Origin of the sequence: Streptomyces sp. NPDC127108, assembly GCF_042677545.1 — a bacterium.
Taxonomy (GTDB): Bacteria; Actinomycetota; Actinomycetes; order Streptomycetales; family Streptomycetaceae; genus Streptomyces.
On sequence record NZ_JBHXTE010000019.1, the window covers coordinates 35,895 to 58,770 of the forward strand.

The 22,876-nt window shown below is 71.6% G+C and carries 21 protein-coding genes; 6 read left to right on the plus strand and 15 right to left on the minus strand.

Annotated features, from left to right (window positions below; translation table 11 throughout):
• Window positions 1–3: 3 nt before the first annotated feature.
• Window positions 4–792: an endo alpha-1,4 polygalactosaminidase gene (locus tag ACFVHO_RS17625; protein WP_385714821.1), complete on the minus strand. Its 789-nt coding sequence runs from the start codon at window positions 790–792 to the stop codon at window positions 4–6.
• 55 nt (window positions 793–847) lie between these two features.
• Between ACFVHO_RS17625 and ACFVHO_RS17630 the strand changes: the two genes are divergently transcribed.
• Window positions 848–1,357, plus strand: a complete 510-nt coding sequence (locus ACFVHO_RS17630) for a GNAT family N-acetyltransferase (RefSeq protein ID WP_385714824.1) — start codon at window positions 848–850, stop codon at window positions 1,355–1,357.
• 84 nt (window positions 1,358–1,441) lie between these two features.
• On the opposite strand, the gene ACFVHO_RS17635 is transcribed toward ACFVHO_RS17630, so the two are convergent.
• The 6 genes from ACFVHO_RS17635 to ACFVHO_RS17660 form a co-directional block, all read right to left on the minus strand.
• A complete protein-coding gene (locus tag ACFVHO_RS17635; RefSeq protein WP_385714827.1) occupies window positions 1,442–2,914 on the minus strand; it encodes a GNAT family N-acetyltransferase in 1,473 nt (490 codons plus the stop codon).
• A gap of 305 nt (window positions 2,915–3,219) precedes the next feature.
• A complete protein-coding gene (locus tag ACFVHO_RS17640) occupies window positions 3,220–4,287 on the minus strand; it encodes a zinc-binding dehydrogenase (protein WP_385714830.1) in 1,068 nt (355 codons plus the stop codon).
• A gap of 82 nt (window positions 4,288–4,369) precedes the next feature.
• Window positions 4,370–5,623 (minus strand): NAD(P)-binding protein, encoded by a 1,254-nt coding sequence (locus ACFVHO_RS17645; protein ID WP_385714833.1) that lies wholly within the window; start codon window positions 5,621–5,623, stop codon window positions 4,370–4,372.
• Window positions 5,624–5,859: 236 nt separating this feature from the next.
• Window positions 5,860–6,360 carry a hypothetical protein gene (locus tag ACFVHO_RS17650; RefSeq protein ID WP_385714836.1) on the minus strand — a complete coding sequence of 167 codons (501 nt, stop codon included), beginning with the start codon at window positions 6,358–6,360 and terminating at the stop codon, window positions 5,860–5,862.
• 201 nt (window positions 6,361–6,561) lie between these two features.
• Entirely contained in the window at window positions 6,562–7,272 is a 711-nt protein-coding gene (locus ACFVHO_RS17655) for a response regulator (protein ID WP_385714839.1), read from the minus strand.
• Entirely contained in the window at window positions 7,262–8,719 is a 1,458-nt protein-coding gene (locus ACFVHO_RS17660) for a sensor histidine kinase (protein WP_385715148.1), read from the minus strand. Before ACFVHO_RS17660 ends, ACFVHO_RS17655 begins: the two co-directional genes overlap by 11 nt.
• Window positions 8,720–9,371: 652 nt before the next feature.
• On the opposite strand from ACFVHO_RS17660, the gene ACFVHO_RS17665 reads away from it, so the two are divergent.
• Complete coding sequence (locus tag ACFVHO_RS17665; protein ID WP_385715151.1) at window positions 9,372–9,929, plus strand: heme-binding protein; 558 nt, start codon at window positions 9,372–9,374, stop codon at window positions 9,927–9,929.
• An 81-nt stretch (window positions 9,930–10,010) separates the two neighbouring features.
• Entirely contained in the window at window positions 10,011–11,474 is a 1,464-nt protein-coding gene (locus ACFVHO_RS17670; RefSeq protein WP_385714842.1) for a M1 family metallopeptidase, read from the plus strand.
• A gap of 156 nt (window positions 11,475–11,630) precedes the next feature.
• On the opposite strand, the gene ACFVHO_RS17675 is transcribed toward ACFVHO_RS17670, so the two are convergent.
• The 4 genes from ACFVHO_RS17675 to ACFVHO_RS17690 form a co-directional block, all read right to left on the minus strand.
• Window positions 11,631–12,155, minus strand: a complete 525-nt coding sequence (locus tag ACFVHO_RS17675; RefSeq protein ID WP_385714845.1) for a GNAT family N-acetyltransferase — start codon at window positions 12,153–12,155, stop codon at window positions 11,631–11,633.
• A gap of 300 nt (window positions 12,156–12,455) precedes the next feature.
• Entirely contained in the window at window positions 12,456–13,544 is a 1,089-nt protein-coding gene (locus ACFVHO_RS17680; protein WP_385714848.1) for a hypothetical protein, read from the minus strand.
• Window positions 13,541–14,032, minus strand: a complete 492-nt coding sequence (locus tag ACFVHO_RS17685; RefSeq protein WP_385714851.1) for a PadR family transcriptional regulator — start codon at window positions 14,030–14,032, stop codon at window positions 13,541–13,543. Before ACFVHO_RS17685 ends, ACFVHO_RS17680 begins: the two co-directional genes overlap by 4 nt.
• A gap of 229 nt (window positions 14,033–14,261) precedes the next feature.
• Entirely contained in the window at window positions 14,262–14,837 is a 576-nt protein-coding gene (locus ACFVHO_RS17690; protein WP_030363500.1) for a TerD family protein, read from the minus strand.
• 301 nt (window positions 14,838–15,138) lie between these two features.
• Here ACFVHO_RS17690 and arfB point away from each other — a divergent pair, with 301 nt between their 5' ends.
• Window positions 15,139–15,582 carry an alternative ribosome rescue aminoacyl-tRNA hydrolase ArfB gene (gene arfB / locus ACFVHO_RS17695; RefSeq protein WP_030363499.1) on the plus strand — a complete coding sequence of 148 codons (444 nt, stop codon included), beginning with the start codon at window positions 15,139–15,141 and terminating at the stop codon, window positions 15,580–15,582.
• Window positions 15,583–15,667: 85 nt separating this feature from the next.
• Here arfB and ACFVHO_RS17700 read toward each other — a convergent pair whose 3' ends face one another.
• The gene (locus ACFVHO_RS17700) at window positions 15,668–16,186 is read right to left on the minus strand and encodes a flavin reductase family protein (protein WP_385714855.1); all 519 of its coding nucleotides are present in this window, start codon (window positions 16,184–16,186) and stop codon (window positions 15,668–15,670) included.
• Window positions 16,187–16,769: 583 nt separating this feature from the next.
• On the opposite strand from ACFVHO_RS17700, the gene cdgB reads away from it, so the two are divergent.
• Together cdgB and ACFVHO_RS17710 are read left to right on the plus strand one after the other, a co-directional pair.
• On the plus strand, window positions 16,770–18,446 hold the full coding sequence (gene cdgB / locus ACFVHO_RS17705; protein WP_385714858.1) for a diguanylate cyclase CdgB: 1,677 nt from the start codon (window positions 16,770–16,772) through the stop codon (window positions 18,444–18,446).
• Window positions 18,447–18,710: 264 nt separating this feature from the next.
• Window positions 18,711–19,760 carry a carbohydrate-binding protein gene (locus tag ACFVHO_RS17710; RefSeq protein ID WP_385714861.1) on the plus strand — a complete coding sequence of 350 codons (1,050 nt, stop codon included), beginning with the start codon at window positions 18,711–18,713 and terminating at the stop codon, window positions 19,758–19,760.
• A gap of 43 nt (window positions 19,761–19,803) precedes the next feature.
• Here the strand turns inward: ACFVHO_RS17710 and ACFVHO_RS17715 are convergent, their stop codons facing one another.
• From ACFVHO_RS17715 to nagA, 3 genes are all read right to left on the minus strand, one after another.
• Window positions 19,804–20,649, minus strand: coding sequence for a ketose-bisphosphate aldolase (locus ACFVHO_RS17715; RefSeq protein WP_385714864.1), 846 nt, complete (start codon window positions 20,647–20,649; stop codon window positions 19,804–19,806).
• 23 nt (window positions 20,650–20,672) lie between these two features.
• Entirely contained in the window at window positions 20,673–21,608 is a 936-nt protein-coding gene (locus ACFVHO_RS17720) for a 1-phosphofructokinase family hexose kinase (protein ID WP_385714867.1), read from the minus strand.
• A gap of 123 nt (window positions 21,609–21,731) precedes the next feature.
• On the minus strand, window positions 21,732–22,871 hold the full coding sequence (gene nagA, locus ACFVHO_RS17725; RefSeq protein ID WP_385714870.1) for an N-acetylglucosamine-6-phosphate deacetylase: 1,140 nt from the start codon (window positions 22,869–22,871) through the stop codon (window positions 21,732–21,734).
• Window positions 22,872–22,876: the final 5 nt, after the last annotated feature.

Sequence of the window (22,876 nt, forward strand, 5' to 3'; positions counted from 1 at the left end):
GCCTCAGTCGCAGTGCTTCCGGTACGCCCCCGTCGGCGGCTCGTCCTTGATCAGTCCGTCCAGGCCGTGCTTCCGATGCGTACGGCAGGCCTTCGCCGGGTCGGCCACCGACTTCCTGTAGTCGACGGCGAACACCGCCTTGCCCGCCGCCACGAACGGCTTCAGCTCCCCGCACTCCGCGAACTCCACGCACTCCTCGGGCAGCGCCCAGTCGAAGGAGTCCACGAGCCGCGCCGCCGTCCCCGGCTCGTTGTGGCCGTTCTTCATGCCCACGGAGAGCCCGCGCGCGTGCGCCTGCCACGCGACCTCCCGGTACCAGGAGAGCTGGTCCGCGAGCGGGATCCGGAAGCCCGGGTCGTTGCCGCGCGGATTGTTCTGATCGGGCTCGACGCCGTCGCAGCCCATGCGTTCCGCCAGGTCGAGCCGCGCCCAGACCGCCTCCGCGAACGCGTCCCGCGAGCCCTCGCGGATGTCCAGCCAGCGCTCGCCCGCCCAGCCGGTGTCCCACCCGATCACCGAGCCCTCGGCGGGGACCTCCGGCCGGTTCGGGATGGCGTTCTTGTTCTTCTCGTGGCCGGGGAAGCGGGCCGCGTCGGGGCGGTAGTGCTCGTACGCTCCGGTGTCGACGTAACAGATCACGACCGGGCGCGGGCGGCGCGCGTGCAGCTCGTCGATCTTCCCGGCGAGCGGGCCCGTGGGTACGTCGATCACCTCGCCGTCGGCGTACCGGAGCCGTGAGCCCTCGGGTGCCTGGCTCGGCTTCTCCGCGCAGCCGGTCAGGGTGGCTGCCACGGGCGGCAGGGTGACGGCGAGGCGGGGGACGCACCGGTGGGCGGCGAAAACGCGGTTGACCCGGCGCGGCGGCCTGTGGCTTGCTGCGCGCATGATTCGTACCGCAACGCCCGATGACATCCCGCTCATCCATACCCTCGTCCGTGAGCTCGCCGAGTACGAGAAGGAGCCGCACGAGGCGCGTGCCACCGAGGAACAGCTGCACGAGGCGCTGTTCGGCGAGCGGCCCGCCGCGTACGCCCACATCGCTGTGGACGACGCGACGGGGCAGCCCGTCGGTTTCTCCCTGTGGTTCCTGAACTTCTCCACGTGGCGCGGGGTGCACGGCATCTACCTGGAGGATCTGTACGTACGCCCCGAGGCGCGCGGCGGCGGTCACGGGAAGGCGCTGCTGCGGGAGTTGGCCCGGATCTGCGTCGAGCGCGGGTACGAGCGACTTGAGTGGTCCGTTTTGAATTGGAACGCGCCGTCGATCGCGTTCTACGAGGCGGTGGGGGCGCGGCCACAGGACGAGTGGACGGTTTATCGGCTGACCGACGGCGCGTTGACCGCGCTCGGTTCGTAGTCCGGCTCCTAGAGGGTTCGGTTCCTAGAAGTCCGGTTCCTAGGAGTTCGGTTCCTAGGAGTTCGGCTTCTAGGGGTTCGGCTTCTAGAACTCGTCCGCGGTGTGCGGGAGGTGGGCCGTGCGCAGGGCCGCGTCCAGGGCTGCCGCCGTGCCCGGGGTGTGCTCCGTGGCCAGGCCCGCCCGGACGGCCGCCGTGATCCGGGTGCCGCCCAGGTAGGCGGCGCCCAGGTCGCGGACCTCGATGCTGAGGTCGGCGGGGGCGGTGGTGGGCTCGTACGTGGCTTTGTACGTGTCCTTGTACGTCTCCGCGTGCGTGCCGTCGTCCGTGGTGTCCTGCGTGGTGTCCTGCGGCGACACCGTCAGGCGGAAGCGGCCGTCGTTCGCCGGGACTTGGGTGTCCGTGACCTCCAGGACGAGGGCGGCGGGGGCGGCCCAGTCGCGCGCGAGGAGCGCGGCGCGTACGTCCACGAGCCGCAGCCACAGCGCCGGGAAGTGTCCCGTCACCCGGACCTGGTCGCGGTCCCCGGCGAACAGGAGCAGGGAGTCGTCCACGGGGCGGCCCCAGGCGCGGATCACGCCCGTGAGGTCGATGTTCGCGAGGTAGCGCCAGAGGGCGGCGGCGGCCTGGGGGGTGTCGGCCTCCAGCTCGTCGAGGCGGACCAGGCCGGGGGCGTCGTCGCGGGCCTTGGTGCGGTAGAGGGCGTAGCCCTTGATGGGGTCGGGGTTGCCGTCGGACTGCGTGCCGTCGGACTGCGTGCCGTTGGTCTGTGCGGCGGCTTGTGCGGCGTCGGCCTGCGTGGCTGCCTGCGTGGCGTCGGACTGCGTGCCGCCGGGCCCGGCGCCGAGCACGACCACCCGCGGCGGCGAAAGCTCGTCGTCCTCCTCGTCCTCCGTGACCAGCCACTCCTCGCTCCACCACGCCTCACTGCGGGCGATGCGGCCGCCCCGGTCGGCGCGGGTGCGGTCGTAGTACGCGCCGAGCAGGGCCGGGGCGTCCGCCGGGTCGACGAGGCGCAGGGGGCCGTCGTCCGGGGTGACGCGCAGGGCCAGCGGGCGCTCGGAGTTGATCTCGACGGTGTTGCCGTGGGTGGCCGGGCCGAAGCCGAAGCGGCCGTAGATCGCGTCCTCGGAGGCCCAGAGCGCGGCCACGGGGCGGCCCTCCTCCCGGCACATCTCGTACAGCTTCGCGATCATCCCGGAGAGCACGCCGCGACGGCGGTGCGTCGGCGCCACGGACACGAACGTCAGGCCGGGGCAGGGGAGTTCGCCGCCCGGCACCGACACCGTGAACCGGAACGCGGCGATCAGTCCGACCAGGGCGTCCCCGTCGTACGCGCCGATGCGGTCGCAGCCGAGCAGCAGGTCGTGGTGGTGTTTGCGCTTCTCTTCCTCGGGGGTGTCGTGGAAGACGAGGTACGCCAGGTCGAGGGCGCGGTCGATGTCGGTCTCGGGGAGGGGGCGGATGGTGAGGGGGGTGGTGGGGGCTTGGGTGTGGGTGGTGTGGGTGGCGGGAGTGTGGGCGCCAGGGGTGTGGGCAGCGGGGCGTGCGGAGTCCATATAACGGACGGTAGTTCCCGTTTGTCGTACGAGCACCTTGTTTTCGCCACGCATGGGCGGGGGTGGGGGCTGGGCCCGAGGGTCGGGGCCGAGGGGCGAGGCCTGCGAGGTCGGGGCCCGAGGGGCGAGGCCCGCTGGTCGGGGCCCGCTGATCGGGGTGGGGCTCGGGGTGGCCCCGCCACGGAGTGCCACCCCACCACGGGGCACCGCCCCACCACGGGGCACGGAGTACCACCTCCACCACGGGGCACCACCCCACCACGCGGCACGGAGTACCACCAACCACGGGGCACCACCCCACCCGGCTACGGGATCAACACCACCTTGCCCGACGTCCCCCGGGACTCCAGCGCCCGATGCGCCGCGGCCGCCTCCCGCAACGGGAACCGCTGCACCGCGGGCGTGAAGTACCCCCCGGCGTACGCCTCCAACGCCGCCAGCTCCAGCACCCGCACCGGATTCTCCCCGCCCGCCCTCTGCATCATCGCCGGCCCCAAGGGGTTGACCTGCGTGATCCCCCGCTCCGCGAGCTCGCCCTCCCCGAGCGTCACCGGCCCCTCCTTCCCCGACCACCCGAACGTCACATGCGTCCCACCCGCCCCGAGCAAATCCACGGCCGCCCGCCCCACGGCCCCGCCGACCCCGTCGAACACCACGGTCGCCGCACGCCCGGCGTCCCCGCGCCCTCCTGCCCCGCGCCCGGCGTTCCTGCCCTCGGCGTCCCCGCGCCCGCCGTCGCCGAGCCCCTTGAAGTACGCCCGCACCTCGTCCGGCCACCCCGCGTCGGTGTAATCCACCGCCAGATCCGCCCCGTTGTCCCGCACCCGTGCCACCTTCGCGGGGCCGCCCGCCAGGCCCACCACCGTCGCCCCGGCATGCTTCGCGTACTGCACAAGCAGCGTCCCGATGCCGCCCGCCGCCGACGGAATCACCACCACCGAGTCCTCGTCCAACTCCGCGAACTGCAGGATCCCCATCGTCGTGCGCCCCGTCCCGATCAACCCCACCGCCTCCGCGAAGTCCATGCCGTCGGGGAGCTCGTGCAGCCGGGCCGCGTCCGTCACGGTCAGCTCGGCGTACCCGCCGGGCGCGAAGCCGATGTGCGCGACCACACGCTTCCCGAGCCAGTCCGCGGGCACGCCCGCGCCGACGGACTCGACGGTTCCGGCGACCTCGCGACCCGGGACCGTGGGCAGCGCTGGCAGCTCCGGCATCGGCCCCTTGTCGCCCGCGCGGATCGCCGTGTCGACGAGGTGAACTCCCGTCGCGGCGACGGCTATACGCACCTGACCTGCCGTCGGGCGAGGGTCCTCGACCGTCTCGTACGTGAGGTTCTCGGCGGGGCCGAAGGCGTGGAGGCGGACGGCGTGCATGAGGTCTCCCTGCGGGTGACGTCGGGGTCCGTCCGGGTCGCTGGGGGCTGCCCGGACTGCTGATCCTCGCCACTCTTCAACCTCAAGCAGACTTGAGGTCAACCCAGGGGGTGTCGTCGCCCGGCCGTCCCCCACCGGCCAGCCCCCTCCTCCTGGTCAGCGCCAGCGTCACCGACTCGATCGCGCTGTTGAACGACACCTCCGAAAGCAGTCCGGGCGCCGCCACCTGATCCCCCGCGAGATACACGTCCCCGCCCCGGTCCACCGCCGGCCGGTCGCGCCAGGTGGTGCCGGGGCGGTCGAGCGCCCCGGTGCGGCCGTTCGCCACGCTCGTCCGCCGCCATGTCACGCGCTCACGCCAGTCCCGGAAACCGAGGTCGAGCAGTTCCTCGGCGCGCGCGACCCCGTCCGCCTTGCACTCCTTGGGGCCGATCGGGATCTGGGCCTGGATGAGCTGCTCTCCCGCGGGCGCGAGCGTGCGGTCCTGCGTCGTGAACCGCTCCACCCACCCCGTCGCATCCAGATCCGACACCGCGAACAGGTCCCCGCGGCGACTCCTGACCGCCACATCCACCAGCGCCGTACGCCCGCTCTCCCACCGCAGCGTGTCGTCCTTCAGGAGCCGCCGTGCCGCGTCCAGCGACGTCGCCACGACGACCGGGCCCCGCTCCGTGAGCTCTCCCACGTCGTCCACCCGCGCCAGCGTCTCCACCCGCACCCCCAGGTTCCACGCCAGGCCCGCCATCCGGTCGACGACCGCACCCCAGCCACCCACCGGATAGTGCGCCTCCGGCGGGAACTTCGCCGCCCGCCGCAACCGCGTGTGCACGAACCGCGCCGACAGCGAACCAGGGTCGTGGTGGAACAACGCCACCGCCGAGTAGTGCGCCGCCGCCCGCGCGCCCTCCTCACCCACCTGCGCCCCCGCCCACGTCGCGAAGTCCACATCCACCGGCGCCTGTTCCGGCGCCCTTCGCAACAACTTCAGCATCGCGAACGGCGGCGTACGCCGCAGCGCCCCGTGGTGCCGCAGCCGCAGCCGCGTCCCCTCGATCGGCGGGATCGGCGCGAGCTCCCCGATCAGCCCCCGCTGCTTCAACCACGTCCAGTGCGGCCCACCGTTGTACAGCGCGTGCGGCCCTTCATTCGTCTTGTACGCCCCCTCTGCCGTCCGGGCCCGGCCGCCCAACGTGTGGTGCGCCTCGTGCAACGTGACACGTGCACCGGCCTCCGCAGCCGTAATGGCCGCAGTGAGGCCGGCGAACCCGCCACCGACCACGCTGATGTGGGTCTGGGAACGGCCGGGGGAGTGGGGAGCACGGGTGGCGCGGGCCATGGGCGGCCTCCGTTTCAGTCAACCCTCACGGGCACGAGAACGCGTTCACCACTACGACGGACGCCCCACCCCGAATGTGACATCCCCCTACCGGGCCCCACGAGTGGGCCGCCTGTGCCCGGGCCTCGCCTACGACGGGGCCGCCCACGACCGGGCCGCCTATGGCCGGGCCTCGCCCACGACGGGACCTCGCCCACGACCGAGTCTCACCCCCGGCCCACCCTGCCGACCGGACGTCAGCCCACCCGCGGGAACTGCGCCTGCAACGTCCAGATCACCGGATTCGCCCCCAGCCCCTCATGCATGTCGATGAGGTCGGCCAACAAGTCGTGCAGGAAATCCCGCGCCTCCTTCCGCAGCTCCCCGTGCGAGAACGTGAGCGGCTCCTCCTCCGCCCTCATCCAGTCCGCCTCGATGTCCACCCACCCGAACCGCCGCTCGAACAACATCCGGTCTGTCGACTCCGTGAAGTCCAGCTCCGCGAACTGCGACCGCGACGCCCGGCTCCCCAGCGGATCCCGGTCCAACTGCTCCACGATGTCGCACAGCGCCCAAGCGAAGTCGAGCACCGGCACCCACCCCCACGCCGTACCCACCTCCCGGTCCGCCTTGGTGTCCGCCAGATACACATCCCCGCAGAACAGGTCGTGCCGCAGCGCGTGAACATCCGCCACGCGGTAGTCCATCTGCGGCGGGTCCGGAAAACGGCGAGAAAGGGCGTAACCAATATCGAGCACGCGCCCGATGGTGCCACGCTCCCCATCCCCAAGCCGCCCTCGCCTCACCCCCAAGCCGCCCCCGCCTCACCCCGAGCCGCTCCCGCCTCACCCTCGGGACGCCCTCGCCTCACTCCCGGGGATCCCTGGCGCACCTTCGGGGTGGCCTCGCCTCACCCTCGGGTCGGTCTCGGTCGGCCCCGGAGCGATCCCGGGGCGCCCTCAGGGAAGCAACCGCCGCTCCTTGGCCACCGCCACCGCCCCCGCCCGCGTATCCACCCCCAACTTCTCGTAGATCCGCCCCAGGTGCGTCTTCACCGTCGCCTCACTGATGAACAGCGTCCTCGCGATCTCCCGATTACCCATCCCCTGCGCGAGCTGCTTCAGAATGTCCAGCTCCCGGGCCGTGAGCGTCGGCCGCGGCTCCCGCATCTGCGCCATCACCCGGGACGCGACGGGCGGCGACAGCGCCGTACGCCCCTGCGCCGCCGCATGGATCGCCGCGAACAACTCCTCGGGCCGCTCGGCCTTCAGCAGATACCCCGTTGCCCCCGCCTCAATGGCCCGCGTGATGTCAGCATCGGTGTCGTACGTGGTGAGAACCAGCACCCGCGGCGCCCCACCGCCACCCCCCTCCCCACTGCCGCCACCGTCATCGTCACCGCGGTCGCTGCCGCCACCGCCCTCCCCGGCCGCGATACGCCGCGTCGCCTCCACACCGTCGATCCCCGGACCCAGCTGCAGGTCCATCAGCACCACGTCCGGCGCCAGCTTGGCCGCCAGCGCCACCGCCTCCTCACCTGTCCCGGCCTCGCCGATCACCTCGATCCCCGACGCACTGGCCAACAGCGCCAGCAACCCGGCACGCACCACCACATGGTCGTCACACACCAACAGCCGGACCGGCTCACTCGTGGGCGTACTACTGCTCATGGGCACTCCCGGATGACGGTGGATCGGAGGGTGGCGGCGCCGCGGACGGCGGGCTCGACGGCGAGGCTGGGGACGGGGACGGGGACGAGGGTGGTGGTGCGGACGAGGCTGTGGGCGGAAGCGTCGACGTGGACGGAGTCGAGAGAGTCACCCCCGGCGTGGGCGAAGGCGTCGCCGCCAGCGTGCCCGTGCCCGAGGCCGAGGGCGCGGTCAAGGGGATCGAGACCGACAGAACCGTCCCCTCGCCCGGCGCCGACTCCACCGTCAGCGTCCCCCCGAGCTGCCGAGCCCGTGCCCGTATCGCAGGCAGTCCATGCCCTCGTCCGGCCCGCGCACCCGGCTCGCGTGAACTGAGCCCTCGCCGACCGTCCGTGGCCGGGGCCCCTCGTACGTCGCCCTCGGCCTCCGACACCTGCTCGTCCTGCCCGCCGACGACACCCACGTCGTCCCCGGCGACCATGAACCCTTTCCCGTTGTCCGCGATGTCGAGAACCACCTGGTCGTCCAGGTACGTCAGTGTCAGCGCCGCCGCGCTCGCGTCCGCGTGCTCGCGTACGTTCGCCAGCGCGCCCTGTGCGATCCGGAGCAGCGCCGACTGGGCTCTGCCGGGCAGAGGGACGGGCTTGCCCTCGGCGTGGAACCGGATGGCCAGCTCCGCTTCCGATTCGCGTGCGGCCAGGGTGCTCAGGGCCGATGGCAGGGCTTCGCCGTCGTCGGAACCGGCGTCCGCGAGGTCCGCCGGCGCCAGATCGTGGACGAACCTGCGGGCTTCTGCCAGCCCGCGCTCGGTGATGGCTGCCGCTGTCCGGACGTGGGTGCGGGCTGTCGCCGGGTCGGCGTCCCATACCCGCTCGGCGGCCTGCAGCAGCATCTGTTGGCTGGACATGCCCTGGGCCAGGGTGTCGTGGATTTCCATTGAGAGGCGTTGGCGCTCGGCGAGGGTGCCCTCGCGTCTTTCGGTCGCTGCCAGCTCGCGTCGGGTGCGGATCAGGTCGTCGATCAAGGCGCGCTGCTGCGCTGTCTGCCGCTGCATGTGGATGAACACGGCGGTGGCCACGGCTGCGACGGCGGGGGGTGCGAAGGCCAGGTTCGGGTCGAAGCCGCCGGCGAGTCTGAGCTGTGCGGCGACCACGAGGGCGGTGAGGGCGGTGACCAGGATGAGCGCCGCTCGCGTCGGGAGCGTGCGCAGTCCCGTATAGAACAGGGGCACCGCGCACCACGCGAAGCTCGGCGCGAGGACGACCAGGACCACCCACGCGCCGACCACCGAGCCCAGCCAGAGCGGGCGGCGGGTGCTGGGCGTGGCGCCTGGCGAGGGTCCGAGGAGATAGAGGACGGCGAGGGCGACGGACAGGGCGACGATGCCTGGGGTGCGGGGCTCGCCCGGGTGGCGGAGGAGGAAGCGGGTGAGGGAGGCGGCGAGGAGGAGGAAGAACGCCGTGTGCATGACGGGGCCGAGCCAGCGCGACTCGGGGTCCGCCGGGTGGAGTCCGGCCGTCCGCTGATCCACGGCGTGGGTGTTGTCCTCGTCCTGCCGCGTCCCGCGCAGGCCGTCCTTGCCTTGATCCATGGCGCTGAGGCCGTCCGGGTCCTGCTCGACGGCGCCGAGGCCGTCTGTGTGCCGTTCCACGCTGGCCTCCTTCTCGGCCGCCGCTGGCGTTTGACCGCACGGGCCTGATCCCGTGCGCCCGATCCCGTGTACCTGGCCCATGCGCTCGACCTTGTGCACTTGATCTTGCGCATCTGGTCTTGAGTAGCTGGCCTTGTGCGTCTGATCTTGAGCGTCTGGTCCCGAGTGCTCGATCCGACGCGCCTGACTGGCTCGCCCGCTTGACCTCACACGATGACGCGCATGACCGCACGCGCTCGATCGCACACGCCTGAACTGGGAAGACATCCCCATTCTGGCCTGTGGCATCGAGCGCCCGGATCAACCGATCGGTTGACATGGCCGTCAGCCGAATCGCGCGCGGCAGGCAGCCGTAGTGCCGACGAGGAGAGGCGGTCAGCGGCCGGACGATGGATTGCGAGGCGGAGATCGACTCACCGCCCACTCTCAACAGCCCGCATCCGCACAGGAGTCAACGGACATGAAGTCGATGAAGCAGCTTTCCCCGCGCACCCGAATCCTCACTGCTGCCGCGGCCCTCGCCACGGTCGGCGCCGCGACGTTCGGCACGGTCTCGGCCACGGCCGGCACGCCGGACGCCGCCGCCAAGGCCGCCGTGACCGCCGACGCCGGGAACCGCCACCTCACCACCTCCACGCACCTCAACGTGGCCGCCGCGACCAAGGCCGCGGAGGCCGCCCTGGACGCCGCGAAGAAGGAGAACCAGCGCGTGACGGTCGCCGTCGTCGACCGCAACGGCAACACCGTCGTCACACTGCGCGGCGACGGCGCCGGCCCGCAGTCGTACGAGTCCGCCGAGCGCAAGGCCTACACGGCCGTGTCGTGGAACGCCCCCACCTCCGAGCTCGCCAAGCGCCTCACCCAGACGCCGAACCTGAAGGACATCCCGGGCACGCTCTTCCTCGCGGGCGGCGCCCCGGTCACCGCCAAGGGCGCCCCGATCGCGGGCATAGGCGTGGCGGGCGCGCCCAGCGGTGACCTGGACGAGAAGTTCGCGAAGGCGGGAGTGGCGGCGCTCAACCGCTGACTGCTCCGGCCCCAGCGGACGCCGCTCAGCTGACGCCCCTGACATGAGGTCTCGCGGGGCGGTGGCCATAGGATCACCGAGGTGAACTACCGAGCCACCGCCCCCCTGACCAAGGGGCCCCGCGCCCGCCGTATCGCCCCCGCAGCCCTGGCCGCCCTGACGCTGACCGCCCTCACCGCCTGCACCGGCGGCGGGGTCGACGGAACCCCCGGCGCCGCAGGTGTGCGCGACCCGTTCTTCCCGAAGCTCGGCAACGGGGGATACGACGTCGCGCACTACGGCCTGACTCTCGGCTACGACCCGGAGAACCGCCACCTCACCGGCACGGCGGACATCACGGCCCGTGCCACCAAGAAGCTCAGCGCCTTCAACCTCGACTTCAAGGGCCTGGAGGTCAAGGAAGTCACCGTCGAGGGCAAGGAAGCCCGCTTCAACCGCACCGGTGACGAGTTGACCGTGCGCCCGCGTGACGATCTCGACCGGGGCGAGACGTTCCGCGCGACCGTTCGCTACTCCGGGACACCGCAGACGGTCACCGATGCGGACCACTCCAAGGAGGGCTGGCTGAAGGGGGAGGAGAGTGCGCTCGCGGTCGGCGAGCCGGCCGGTTCGATGGCGTGGTTCCCGAGCAACAACCACCCGAGCGACAAGGCCGCATACGACATAAAGATCACCGTGCCCAAGGGGCTGAAGGCGATCTCCAACGGCGAGTTGACGCACGAGACCACGACGAACGGCCGCACCACGTTCGCCTGGCATAACGCCGAGCCCATGGCGACCTACCTGGCGACCGTGGCGATCGGTAAGTACGACACCAAGAAGTCCATGACGGCCAAGTCGAACTCCGGAATCCCGGTGTTCACGGCGATCGACTGGACACTGCCGGACGACGAGCGCGAGAAGACCGAGAAGGTCCTCTCGAAGATCCCCGAGATCATGGACTGGGCGGAGCTGAACTTCGGCACCTACCCCTTCTCCTCGACCGGAGCGATCGTCGAAGACCGGGTGAAGCTGGGCTATGCCCTGGAGACCCAGACCAAGCCGGTGTTTCCTGTCTCCGAGGTCAACACGTCGACGCTTGTCCACGAGCTGGCACACCAGTGGTTCGGCAATTCGGTCACGCCGAAGACATGGCAGGACATGTGGCTGAACGAAGGCTTCGCGAGCTACGCGGAGTGGCTGTGGGAGGAGGACAGCGGAGGGGACAGCGCGCAGGACATCTTCGACGCGCTGTACGAGGAGGGGGAAGACGAAGACCTCTGGGCCTTCCCGCCGGCCAGGCAGCCGGACGCCGCGCACATCTCGAGCGATCCGGTGTACGACCGGGGAGCGATGGTGATCCACAAGATCCGCGAGACGGTCGGCGACGAAACCTTCTACGAGATCATCCAGGGTTGGGCGAAGACTTACCGCCACCGGAACGCGAACACCAAGGACTTCACGACATACGTCGAGAAGCACGCGGGAGACGATGAAGCGCGTGAGGAACTGAAGAAGGTGTGGGCGGACTGGCTCTACGGCGACGGGAAGCCGGACAAGCCGTAGGTCCACTGGCCGTTGGCCCACAGGATGTCGGTTCGCAGGGCGTGGGCCCACAGGGCGTCGGTCCGCAGGACACCTGCCCAAGGGACGGGTCCGCAGAGTGCGACCACTGCGTGAGCCCCTCTGTGCCCCGTACTTGCAGAAGCCTATGCCGCGCGCTTACAGAGGCTTGCGCAGTACGGCGCAGGGGCGGCCGAGTTGAGTGTCCTTGCGGTGGTCGAGGAGTTCGTAGCCGAGGGCGGTCCAGAAGGCGAGGGCCTTGGGGTTGTTGTCGAGGACGGCGAGGCGCACGGCGGTACGGCCCGCGGTGCGGAAGCGGTCCTCGGTGGCGGTGGCCAAGCGGCGGCCGAGGCCGGTGCGTTGGACCCGGGCGTCCACGAGGAGGAGGCCGATCCAGGGGTCGGGGTCGGCCGGGTCGGGGTGGCGGTCGAGGGTGACGACGACGCCGATGAGCCGGCCCTCGGAACGGCCGAGGAGCACTTCGGCGCCGGGTTGGGAGAGTTCGTCGGCGAGTGCGGTGGCGACCTGTTCGGTGCTGATGTCGTGCGCGTCCGGGAAGTCTCCGCTGAGTGCGAAGAACTCGTGGTTGGAGGCGTAGAGGGCGGTGAGTTCCGTGAGGAGAGGGCCGGGCAGGTCGCCGGGGGAGGTGCTGTCGGCGGCGGAGACGAGCGGTTCGAGGATCATGCGGCGCAGGCTAGCCGCCCGGTAGGGGAACGGGGTGGCCGTCCGGGAGCGGCGTGGGCCGGCCTTCCGGGACGACGGGGCCGAGTGAGCGGGCGGTTGATGGGCGTCCAGGGGAAGCGGGGGTGGAGCGGCGTCGAGGGCGAGCGAGTGGATGACGACGTCCAGGGGAGCGGGCGGAGGGTGAGGGCCGCGTCCAGAGGATGAACCGCGTCCAGAGGATGAACCGCGTCCAGAGGATGAAGGCCGCCTCCAGTGGTTCCAGTGGTTCCAGTGGTTCCAGGGGATGCGTCGAGGTTGGGGCTAGGACGGGGTGTCGGGGGAGGGGGAGTTGCCGCGGTCCGGGGTGGTGGGGGTGTCGCGTTTGGTGGAGCGGCGCCATTCGCCGAGGAGGGACCAGAGAGTCGCGCCGAGGGCACCCGTGTTGGCGGCGAGCCAGAAGGGGGAGGGGTCGGGGTCGGTCAGGTTGTCGATGAGCAGGATGGTGAGGCAGGCGGCGAGGAGGCAGGAACCGTAGAACTGGCGGCGGGCGAGGCGTTGGGTGCGGCGGGGGCCTTCGGAGAGGCGGAGGGCATAGACCTCGACGTCGCCGAAGACGTCGGCGGCGGGTTCGGTGCCGGGGGTGGCGGCGAGGTGGTGGCGGGCCTCGCGTATGTGGTCGCGGGCCTGGGCGGACGGCATGGCGTGGCGGCCGCGCAGGAGGCCGTCGAGGCGGGTGAACCAGGCCTCGTCGTCATCGCTGGGAGGTGCGGGGGTGAACCAGCGGTCGATGGTGGCGTCGGGGAACTTCACGGCTGCGGTGATGAGGGCGAAGCAGGCGAGCATCAGGATGGGGGCGGGTACGGCGAAGAGTTGGCCCGCGGGGACGAAGGGGGTGGCGCTGACTCCCGCGCACACGGCTCCGGCTGCGGCGGCTGCGAAATACCAGGCGCCGCGGACCCGGCCGGCGGCGCGGGCGGCGAGGGCCGCGGTGGCCAGCGTGGCGCCGAGGACGACGGCCGCCGTGATGGTGAAGGAGGGCCAGCCGATGCCGACCTGGAGGCCGTCGCGCAGCCACTCGAAGCCGCAGAAGAGGAGCCCGCCGATGCCGAGGGAGACGAAGGAGGCCGAGACGCGTTCGCCGGGGGTCAGGCCGTGGGCGTCGACGCGGGCGCGGTGTTCTTCGGGGATGCGTTCGTCGGCGACGGACTGGGCGTAGGCGTCGGGGTCGCCGAGGAGGTCGAGGGCGGGGCGGCCCTCCTCGTGGACGAGTTCGTACGCCTCGGCGAGGACGGCGTCGGCGAGTCCGGCGGGGGCGTCGTGGTCGAGGACGAGGCGTAGCTCGACGGAGGCGGCCCAGGCCTCGTCCTCCTTGCGCTCCCAAGTGAGCTTCGGCTGGCGGTCCTTGGTCATGTCGGTTCCCCCGGTTCCGCTGCGTGAGGTGTGAGCTGTGCCGTACCGGGCTCGCTGGGTGCGCCGGATGCGCCGGATGCGCCGGATGCACTGGGCGCACTGGGTGCACTGGGCGTGCCGGGTGTGTCGGTTCCGGTGAGGGTGGCGACGGAGTGGGTGAAGGAGGCCCAGGCGGTGCGGTCGTGGTGCAGGCGGGCTCGGCCCGCGTCGGTGATGCGGTAGTACTTCCGGCCGGGGCCGCCCTCGCCGGCGCCCCACTCGATCTCGACGGAGCCGTCCTCTTCGAGGCGGGTGAGGGCCGGGTAGAGGGTGGCGGGCTTGACGCCGTGGATGCCTGCGGTGGCGAGGTGGTTGAGGAGGGCGTAGCCGTAGCTCTGCTTCTCGGTGTCGAGGATGGCCAGGAGGCAGAGGGGCAGGGCGGCTCGGGTCCAGGCGGTGTTGACGGCGCCGGTGCCCGTGGCGGCGGCTGCTTTCGGGGCTTCTGGCATTCCAGGTCCCCCTTCCTCTCTGGTCACGTCTTCTCGACTAGTTGGGAATTTAGAATAGTTGGAGAGGGGGGTTAGTGCTAGTCCGGGTGATGGGGTGATGGGGTGATGGGAGGCGGGGAGGCGGGGAGGCGGGGCAAGAAGGGGTGGAGTGGGTGGGGGCATGGCGAAGGGCCCCGACCTGGTGGGGTCGGGGCCCTTGCTTGGTGCTGGTCCGCTAGGCGGTGGAACCTCAGACGTTGACGCCGAAGTCCTGCGCGATGCCGACGAGGCCGGAGGCGTAGCCCTGGCCGACGGCGCGGAACTTCCACTCGGCGCCGCTGCGGTACAGCTCGCCGAAGACCATGGCGGTCTCGGTGGCGGCGTCCTCGGAGAGGTCGTAGCGGGCGATCTCGGTGCCGCCGGCCTGGTTCACGATGCGGATGAACGCGTTGCGGACCTGGCCGAAGTTCTGCGAGCGGTTCTCGGCGTCGTAGATGGAGACCGGGAAGACGATCTTCTCGACGTCGGCGGGGAGGCCCGCGAGGTTGACGTTGATCTGCTCGTCGTCGCCCTCGCCCTGGCCGGTGACGTTGTCGCCGGTGTGGACGATGGTCTGGTCCGGGGTCGCCTTGTTGTTGAAGAAGACGAAGTGGGCGTCCGAGTAGACCTTGCCCTGGGGGTTCACCGCGATGGCGGAGGCGTCCAGGTCGAAGTCGGTGCCCGTGGTGGTGCGGACGTCCCAGCCGAGGCCGACCGTGACGGCGGTCAGGCCAGGTGCCTCCTTGGTGAGCGAGACGTTGCCGCCCTTGGACAGGCTTACAGCCATTGTTGGGAGTCCCTTCCTAGCGTGAGTACAACCGTGTAGTACGTGCGTACTTTGCGGGCTTCGTGCTGGGACGAAGCTACCGACACCCCTATGAACGCCGAGGGGGGTATCGAAGGTTCCATATGCCGAGGACTGTCTTTACTTTCTTTACTCGTTCGATGCGGACCGGAGCTGTCCTGGATGCGGGGCCTGGATGAGGGTCCTTGATGTGGGTCCTTGACGGGGCGGTCGGCCCGGTCTTCGGGGAGGGCGGGGTGCGGGCGGGAAAAGCGGGTGACGTGGGGTGTTCGGACGCGGGACCATGGAGCACATGTCCGGTCACCGCGCTTACGTCATCCGTGGCTCCGTCTCGCTGCCCGAGGCCGAGCTGATGTGGCGTTTCTCGCGGTCCTCGGGGCCCGGCGGGCAGCACGTCAACACCAGTGACTCGCAGGTCGAGCTGCGTTTCGACCTCGCGCGCACGGAGGCGTTGCCCGAGGTGTGGAAGCAGCGGGCGCTCGAGCGGCTCGAGTCGCGGCTCGTGGGCGGCGTCATCAGCGTACGGGCGAGCGAGCACCGGTCGCAGTGGCGGAACAGGGAGATGGCGGCCACCCGCCTCGCCTCCCTGCTCGCGGAGGCCACCGCTCCGCCGCCCAAGCCGCGCCGCGCCACCCGCATCCCGCGCGGGATCAACGAGCGGCGGCTGCGCGAGAAGAAGCGGCGCGGGGAGACGAAGCAGGGGCGGTCGGGGAAGGACTGGGGTTAGTCCAGGACCGGCTCCATGCTGCCCGGGCTGTCCGGAGTCCGGGCTGTCCGGCTCCAGGTCGTCAAGGCCCAGCCCGTCCGGGCGGCTAGTCCAGCTGGCGGTAGCGGCCCTTGAAGTACAGGAGCGGGCCCCCGTCCGCGCTCGGCAGCTCGGCCGTCAGTACGCGGCCGATGACCAGTGTGTGATCGCCCGCCGTCACGGTCTGTTCCGTGCGGCACTCAAGTGTCGCGAGGGCGCCGCCGACGAGGGGGGCGCCGGTGATGTCGCCGCGTACGTAGGGGATGTCCTCGAAGAGGAGCCGGTCGCTGATGCGGCCCTTCATGGCGAAGCGGCCCGCGATGTGCCGCTGGCTCTCGGTCAGGACCGACACCGCCCACAGCGGCTGCTCCGCGAGCAGGTCGTCCATGCGGGAGCCCTCGCGGAGGCTGACCATGACCAGGGGCGGGTCCAGGGACACGGAGAGGAAGGCCGTCGCCGTCATGCCGACGTCCTCGCCGCCCGGGGCCGTCGGGTCGTCCGGGTCCAGCGGGGGCTCTTGGGCCGTCACCAGGACCACGCCCGCGGCCAGGCGGGACATGGCGGCGCGGAACTCGTCGTTGCTCACCCCCACAGGATGAGGGGTGGACGGAGCCCGGGTCGGGGTCTGGGTCTTGAGGGTCAGATCGGCAGCCACATTGTTGACGCTAGTCGCGGATTCGGGCGCTCCGCATCGGACCCCGGGCCGAGGGTGGACCTAGGACGAGACCTAGGACTTCCGGGGGTGGCGGGCTCCGGAGAGGCGTATCGTGCGCGGGGCTCCGGTGTCGGGCGTCGACTCCGGTGGTGCAGTGCCGTGGCCCCTTGGCCAAGGCTTGTGCATCACCCTCCACATAGCTCAAATTTGTCTCAACTCCAGGGCTCAAATCGGACCTCTCACCTGTGACTTGAGTCACAGGGGCCATATTTTGTTGACCCTGTGTACCGGGTGGGCAGCTCGCTGTGATTCAGTGACGGTGGCAATCAGACAGGCACGGAACAGGCACGTACAGGCACAGACGCTGGGGCGCCACAGCGCGACGGGGCGCGAAGGAACGCACAGCGGAGTCAGAGATTCAGAGTCAGAGCTAGAGATTCAGAGTTTCAGAGTTACGGACACTGAGGACGCTGCGGATCCTGGAGTTGCTGTCGAGGTCTCGGGGAGAGCGAGCATGGAGACCGAGTCGGAGCCGTACGTCCGTCTTGCGACCCTGCGGCAGCTGCATCAGGTGGTTGCGGACCTCAACACGGCCCGCAGCCTCGCGGACACGCTGCAGACCGTCGCCGACGGCGTGGTCAACGGCCTTGGCTATGAACTGGCGTGCGTCAATCTCGTACGCCCGGACGGCGATCTCGTCGTCGCCGCGTTCGCGGGCAACCCGGCCGCCGAGGCCCTGATCACCGGCCGCGTCGGCTCCCGGGAGTCCTGGGAGCGCCGCCTGGCCATGGGGGAGGCCTGGGGGGCGCTGCGCTTCATCCCGTACACGGAGGGCTGGGTCCTCGACGAGGACGACGTGCCGCAGTGGTACACCGAAGGCCCCGAGCCCCGCTTCGAGGACGAGTGGCACCCCTCGGACCGGCTCTTCGCGCCCATGTACGCGACCGGGTCGTCCGGCGGCGAGCTGATCGGCGTGATCTCCGTGGACCGCCCGCGCAACGGGCGGCGCCCCGGCGCGTGGGGGCGCGAGGCGCTCCAGATGTACGCCTTCCAGGCCGCCATCGCGATCAGCAACGCGCGGCTGCGCGCCAACATGCAGCGCGCCCTGGTCCGCCTCGAGCGCGAGCAGCAGGCCCTGCGCGCCAGCGAGGAGAGCTTCCGGCAGGCCTTCGAGTACGCGCCGAGCGGCATGGCGATCGCCGAGATGGGCGGCGACCAGCACGGGCGGATCCTGCGGACGAACGACGCGCTGTGCCGTCTGCTCGGCCGCCCCGCGTCCGCGATGCGCCGCTACTCCTTCTCCGACCTGGTGCACCCCGAGGACATCGGGACGCTGCTTCGCACATCGGCCGAGGGCGGGCGGGCCGAGCTGCGGTTCGCGCGGCGCGACGGGACGTACGTGTGGGTGTCGCTGCGGAACTCGGTGGTCGCGGACGCCGCGGACGGGCCCCGGTTTCTGCTCACCCACGTCGAGGACATCGAGGAGCGCAAGCGCCGCGAGCTGCAGCTCGCGCACCGCGCCTCGCACGACTCCCTGACCGGCCTGCCGAACTCCGCGGAGCTGCGCGCCCGCCTCAGCTCCCGGCTCTGTCGCAGGCCGCACGCGGGTCAGCCGTCGCCGGTGGACTCGCTGGACGCGGCGTACGACAACAGCGGGCTCTACGCGTCGGGGCACGCCCTCGGCCACGGGCACGGGCCCTCCGGGGGCGCGCACGCGGGGGCGCACGGCGACGGCTATGACCACCACGTCCATACAGTTGCCCCGCCCGAGGAGGCCGCCCCCGACGACGGCACCAAGGGCCTCGCCGTCCTCTTCTGCGACCTGGACGGCTTCAAGTCGATCAACGACCGCTTCGGGCACCACACCGGCGACGCCGTCCTGATCGAGGTCGCACGGCGTCTGACCAACGGTGTCCGGGACGGGGACACGGTGGCGCGGCTCGGCGGCGACGAGTTCGTGGTGCTCGCCGACGGGCTCGGCCGGGCCGACGCGCAGGACCTCGCGGTGCGGCTGCGGAACGCGATCATCCCGCCGATCAGGGTGGACGGGCGCGCGGTGCGCGTCGGCGCCAGCTTCGGCATCGGATGGGCACATTGCGGGATGTCCGCGGACGAAGTGCTGCACTCCGCCGACCAGCGGATGTATGTGGAGAAAAGGTCGCGGGCCAAGCAGCACCGGCGGGCCGGGTGAGCGTGTGCGCACAGGCGGGCGCCGCTTGTGCGCCGTGCGCGCGGTAGGGGTGTGAACTCCCGTACGCGGTAACGGATGCGGTGCGCGGAGTGCCCCGGCGCGGGCGCCCGGGCGGCTGTCCCGGCGGGCGTGACCGCGGGTGTTCCGGCCGATGCCCCCGCCCATGTCCCCACCTATGTCCTGGAAGAAGTCAACGTCAACTCGGGCGGTCACCCGGAGCGGGTAGGCTCGCCCGCATCCGCGATGCGAGGGAGTGACCTGCGAATGACGCCCGGCAATAACGGCGAGCACACGCCGCGCGCGCCAGAGGGCGATGACGACCCGTTCGGCTACCTGTACGCAGACGGCCAGGCGGCCGGTGCGACACCGCCTTCGGGCGGCGGGTACGGCTACCCGGGGCCGCGGTCCTCGTACAACCACGTACGCGCGGTCGGAGAGCGCCAGTACGGGCAGCAGGCCCAGGGCCAGCCTCCCGCCTACGGTCAGGCCCCGGCGTACGGTCAGCAGCCCGCGTACGGCCAGCAGCCCGGCCAGGCCCCGCAGCAGGCCTACGGACAGCCCAACGCCCACTACGCGGCTCCAGAGGCGCAGGCCGGTGTCACCGCGCCCATGCGGCAGGCCGGCGGGCCCGGGGCCCCCGGCTCGCACGCCCCCGCCGGTGGCGGTGGCCGCGGGCGCGGGCCCAACACCAAGGGGCTGCTGATCGGCGCCATCGCCGTCGTCGCGGTCGTGGCCGTCGGCATCGGTGCCGCGATGGTCTTCGGCGGGGGTGACGACGACGGCGGCAGCGACGACGCGAAGAAGCCGGGGTCGAAGGTCAGCCAGTCCGAGACCGACGCGCCGAGCCCCTCCGCGCCCAAGGACGACGACAAGGACGACGCCGAGCTGCCCAAGTCCGACGCCAAGGCCCTCAAGCTGGAGGGCGGCACCACCACCGCCTCCGACATCGAGGGGGCGCAGTCCTCGGGCGGCGTGTACGTCGCCGGGCTCAACAAGCCCGGCGCGCAGGTCACATGGACCGTCGACGGGATTCCCAAGAGCGGGGCCTACACCGTGTTCGTGGGGTACTCCGTGCCCGGCAAGGCCGCCGAGACGACCCTGGGGATCAACGGGACCGCGTCCGGGCGGAAGCTCAACATGGACAACTTCACGGGGGCGAAGGAAGGGGCCTGGGACAAGGGGTGGACGAAGACGTTCGCCTTCGTCCAGCTCAACAAGGGCACCAACACGGTGTCCGTGTCCTGCCAGGCGGGGGACAAGTGTGACGCCGTGCTGGACCGGGTGTGGCTGAAGGCCGGGCACGTCAAGGAGTAGTCCGTCAAGGAGTAAGGCGTTCCTCGATGCCCGCCGGACGGGCTCACATGAGGCGCAGGAAGGACTCCACCACCCCGGCCATCGCCTCGCGGGCCGGGGTCAGGTACTTCCGCGGGTCGACCACGCTCGGGTCCGCCGCCAGGTGGTCGCGTACCTCGCCCGTGAACGCCGCGTTCAGGGCGGTCCCCACGTTGATCTTCGTCATGCCCGACGCGAGGGCCGCGCGGATCTCCGTGTCGGGGACGCCGCTCGATCCGTGCAGGACCAGGGGCACGGGGACGGCGTCCCGTAGGGAGCGGATGAGGGCGTGGTCCAGGGTGGCGGTGCGTTCCGTCATGGCGTGGGCGGAGCCGACCGCCACGGCCAGGGCGTCGACGCCGGTGGCGGTGACGTAGGCGGCGGCTTCGGTGGGGTCGGTGCGGGCGCCGGGGGCGTGGGCGTCCAGGGGGGTCTCGCCGTCCTTGCCGCGGACCTCGCCGAGTTCCGCCTCGATCCAGATGCCGCGCTCGTGGGCCCGGCGGACGGCGTCGGCGGTCGTCTTGACGTTGTCGGCGTGGCTCAGCTTCGAGGCGTCGAACATGACGGAGCTGAAGCCCTCGTCGGAGGCGGCGCGCAGCAGGTCGGTGTCGGTGACGTGGTCCAGGTGGAGGGAGAGCGGGGCCGAGGAGGCGTGGGCCACCGTGGCGGCCGCCGCGGCGACGGCGGACAGGTTGCCGCCGTGGAACTTGACCGCGTTCTCGGATATTTGGAGGATCGCCGCGGTGCCCGCACGCTCCGCGCCGAGCGCGATGGCCTCCGCGTGTTCGAGGGTGATGACGTTGAAGGCCGCGATGCCGCGGCCGTCCGCGACGGCTCGGGCGACGAGTTCGCCGGTGGTGTTGAGCGGCACGCTGACCGGTCCCCATTCCTGGCTCAGGCCGTCGGCGGCTTGCCCGTCACGGCGACTTTCGGGAGCACGTCCTCGTACACCGCCGCGTCGAACTCGCCCGCCACGGGTGCCGCGACGGTGGCCGCCGACAGGGCCACCGCGCGGGAGAGCCGGTCCGGCCAGGGCAGATGCCGGACGAGGCCGGAGAGCAGGCCCGCGACGGCCGAGTCGCCCGCGCCGGTGGGGTTGCCGCGGACCGGGCCCGGGGGCTTGGCGCGCCAGGTGCCCTCGGGGGTGAGGGCGAGGAGTCCTTCGGGGCCGAGGGAGGCGACGACGGCGTGGGCGCCGCGGCGGCGGGCGTCGCGGGTGGCCTGGGCGGGCTCGTGGGCGCCGGTGAGTTCGGCGAGCTCGTCGGCGTTGGGCTTGACGATGTCGGGGCGGGCGGCGACGCCGCGGCGCAGTGGTTCGCCGCTGGTGTCGAGGAGTACGGGTACGGAGGCGGCGCGCGCGGCGCGTATCAGGAGGGCGTACGCGCCCACCGGCACGCCGGGCGGGAGGCTGCCGCACAGGGCCACGGCGCTCACGTCGTCGCCGGTCAGCAACTCCTCGTAGGAGGTGAGGAATCCGGCCCACTCGGCGGGGGAGACGGTCGGGCCCGGTTCGTTGAGCTGCGTGGTGTCGCCGGTGCGGGCGTCCACGACGGCCAGGGTGCGGCGGGTGGCGCCCGCGACGGGGCGCAGGCCGTCCCGGACGCCGGGAACGCGGGCGAGGTGGTCGCGCAGGGTGCGGCCGGTGTCGCCGCCCGCGAAGCCGGTCACCGTCACGTCGTGGCCGAGGGCGGCGAGGACGCGGGCGACGTTCAGGCCCTTGCCGCCCGCGCGTTCGGTCACGTCGGTGACGCGGTGCGAGGTGTGCGGGGTGAGGGAGGGCACTTTGTACGTGATGTCCAGGGCGGCGTTGAGCGTGACCGTGACGATCACTGCTTCACCCCCGGGACCACGGATCCGCGTGCTGTGCGCGTGTGCGGCTTGCGGGCTCTGATCATGCCAAAAAGAAGGCGGTTGGCCCAGACTTCGGACCAACCGCCGCTGTTATGGGGTGAATTACGGTTCGATGACCCAATCGCCCTTGCGCAGCACGCCCTTGAGCGTGAACTCGGCGTCCAGGACCACGACGTCCGCGTCCTTGCCCGGCTCCAGGGAGCCGACGCGGTCGTACATGCCGAGGAGTTTCGCCGGGTTCGCGGAGATCGCGGCGACGACGTCCTCGACGGGCAGCTTGTCGACGGTCACCGACCGCTTGAACGCGCGGTCCAGGGTCAGCGTGGACCCGGCGATGGAGCCGCCCTCGGCGAGCCGGGCGACGCCGTCCTTCACCTCGACCTCCAGCGGGCCCAGGTGGTAGGTGCCGTCGCCGAAGCCCGCCGCGTCCATCGCGTCCGTGATCAGGGCGACGCGGTCCGCGCCCGCGTGGTGGAAGGCCAGCTCGAAGGAGGCCGGGTGCAGATGCGTGCCGTCGTTGATCAGCTCGACGGTGATCCGCTCGTCCTCCAGGAGGGCGGCGATGGGGCCGGGGGCGCGGTGGCCGAGGCCGGGCATGGCGTTGTAGAGGTGCGTGGCGACGGTGGCGCCCGCGTCGATGGCGGCCTTCGTCTGCTCGTACGTGGCGTCGGTGTGGCCGATCGCCGCGATCACGCCGTGCTCGGCGAGCAGGCGTACGGAGTCGAGGCCGCCCGGCAGCTCGGTGGCGAGGGTGACCATGCGGGCCTGGCCGCGGGCCGCGTCGATGAGCTTGCGGACCTCCGCCGGGTCCGGGTCGCGCAGCAGGACCTCGCTGTGGGCGCCCTTGCGGCACGGCGAGATGAACGGGCCCTCGAAGTGGACGCCCGCGATGTCGCCCTGCTCGGCCAGCTCGGAGAGCAGGCCCGCGCGCTGCGCCAGGACGTCCATCTCGCCGGTGACCGTCGAGGCCACGGTGGTGGTGGTGCCGTGCAGGCGGTGCGTGTGGACGCCGTGCAGGATGTCCTCGGCCGTGCCGCTGGTGAAGGACGCGCCGCCGCCGCCGTGGTTGTGGATGTCGACGAAGCCGGGGACCAGCCAGTGGCCGGTCAGGTCGATCGTCTCGGCGTCCGCGGGCGGGCTCCCCGTGATGCGGCCGTCGTCCGACACGAGCACGCGGCCGCCCGGGACGGTCCCGGTGGGCAGTACCACCTGGGCACCGGCGAGCACCTTGCTAGTGGCCATCTGGT

Coding starts and splice junctions, on each gene's coding strand:
- ACFVHO_RS17635 (WP_385714827.1), bottom strand. CDS start 2,914: ATGGACTCCGCACGCCCCGCTGCCCACACCCCTGGCGCCCACACTCCC.
- ACFVHO_RS17640 (WP_385714830.1), bottom strand. CDS start 4,287: ATGCACGCCGTCCGCCTCCACGCCTTCGGCCCCGCCGAGAACCTCACG.
- ACFVHO_RS17645 (WP_385714833.1), bottom strand. CDS start 5,623: ATGGCCCGCGCCACCCGTGCTCCCCACTCCCCCGGCCGTTCCCAGACC.
- ACFVHO_RS17655 (WP_385714839.1), bottom strand. CDS start 7,272: ATGAGCAGTAGTACGCCCACGAGTGAGCCGGTCCGGCTGTTGGTGTGT.
- ACFVHO_RS17660 (WP_385715148.1), bottom strand. CDS start 8,719: ATGCACACGGCGTTCTTCCTCCTCCTCGCCGCCTCCCTCACCCGCTTC.
- ACFVHO_RS17665 (WP_385715151.1), top strand. CDS start 9,372: ATGAAGCAGCTTTCCCCGCGCACCCGAATCCTCACTGCTGCCGCGGCC.
- ACFVHO_RS17675 (WP_385714845.1), bottom strand. CDS start 12,155: ATGATCCTCGAACCGCTCGTCTCCGCCGCCGACAGCACCTCCCCCGGC.
- ACFVHO_RS17680 (WP_385714848.1), bottom strand. CDS start 13,544: ATGACCAAGGACCGCCAGCCGAAGCTCACTTGGGAGCGCAAGGAGGAC.
- ACFVHO_RS17685 (WP_385714851.1), bottom strand. CDS start 14,032: ATGCCAGAAGCCCCGAAAGCAGCCGCCGCCACGGGCACCGGCGCCGTC.
- ACFVHO_RS17690 (WP_030363500.1), bottom strand. CDS start 14,837: ATGGCTGTAAGCCTGTCCAAGGGCGGCAACGTCTCGCTCACCAAGGAG.
- arfB (WP_030363499.1), top strand. CDS start 15,139: ATGGAGCACATGTCCGGTCACCGCGCTTACGTCATCCGTGGCTCCGTC.
- cdgB (WP_385714858.1), top strand. CDS start 16,770: ATGGAGACCGAGTCGGAGCCGTACGTCCGTCTTGCGACCCTGCGGCAG.
- ACFVHO_RS17710 (WP_385714861.1), top strand. CDS start 18,711: ATGACGCCCGGCAATAACGGCGAGCACACGCCGCGCGCGCCAGAGGGC.
- nagA (WP_385714870.1), bottom strand. CDS start 22,871: ATGGCCACTAGCAAGGTGCTCGCCGGTGCCCAGGTGGTACTGCCCACC.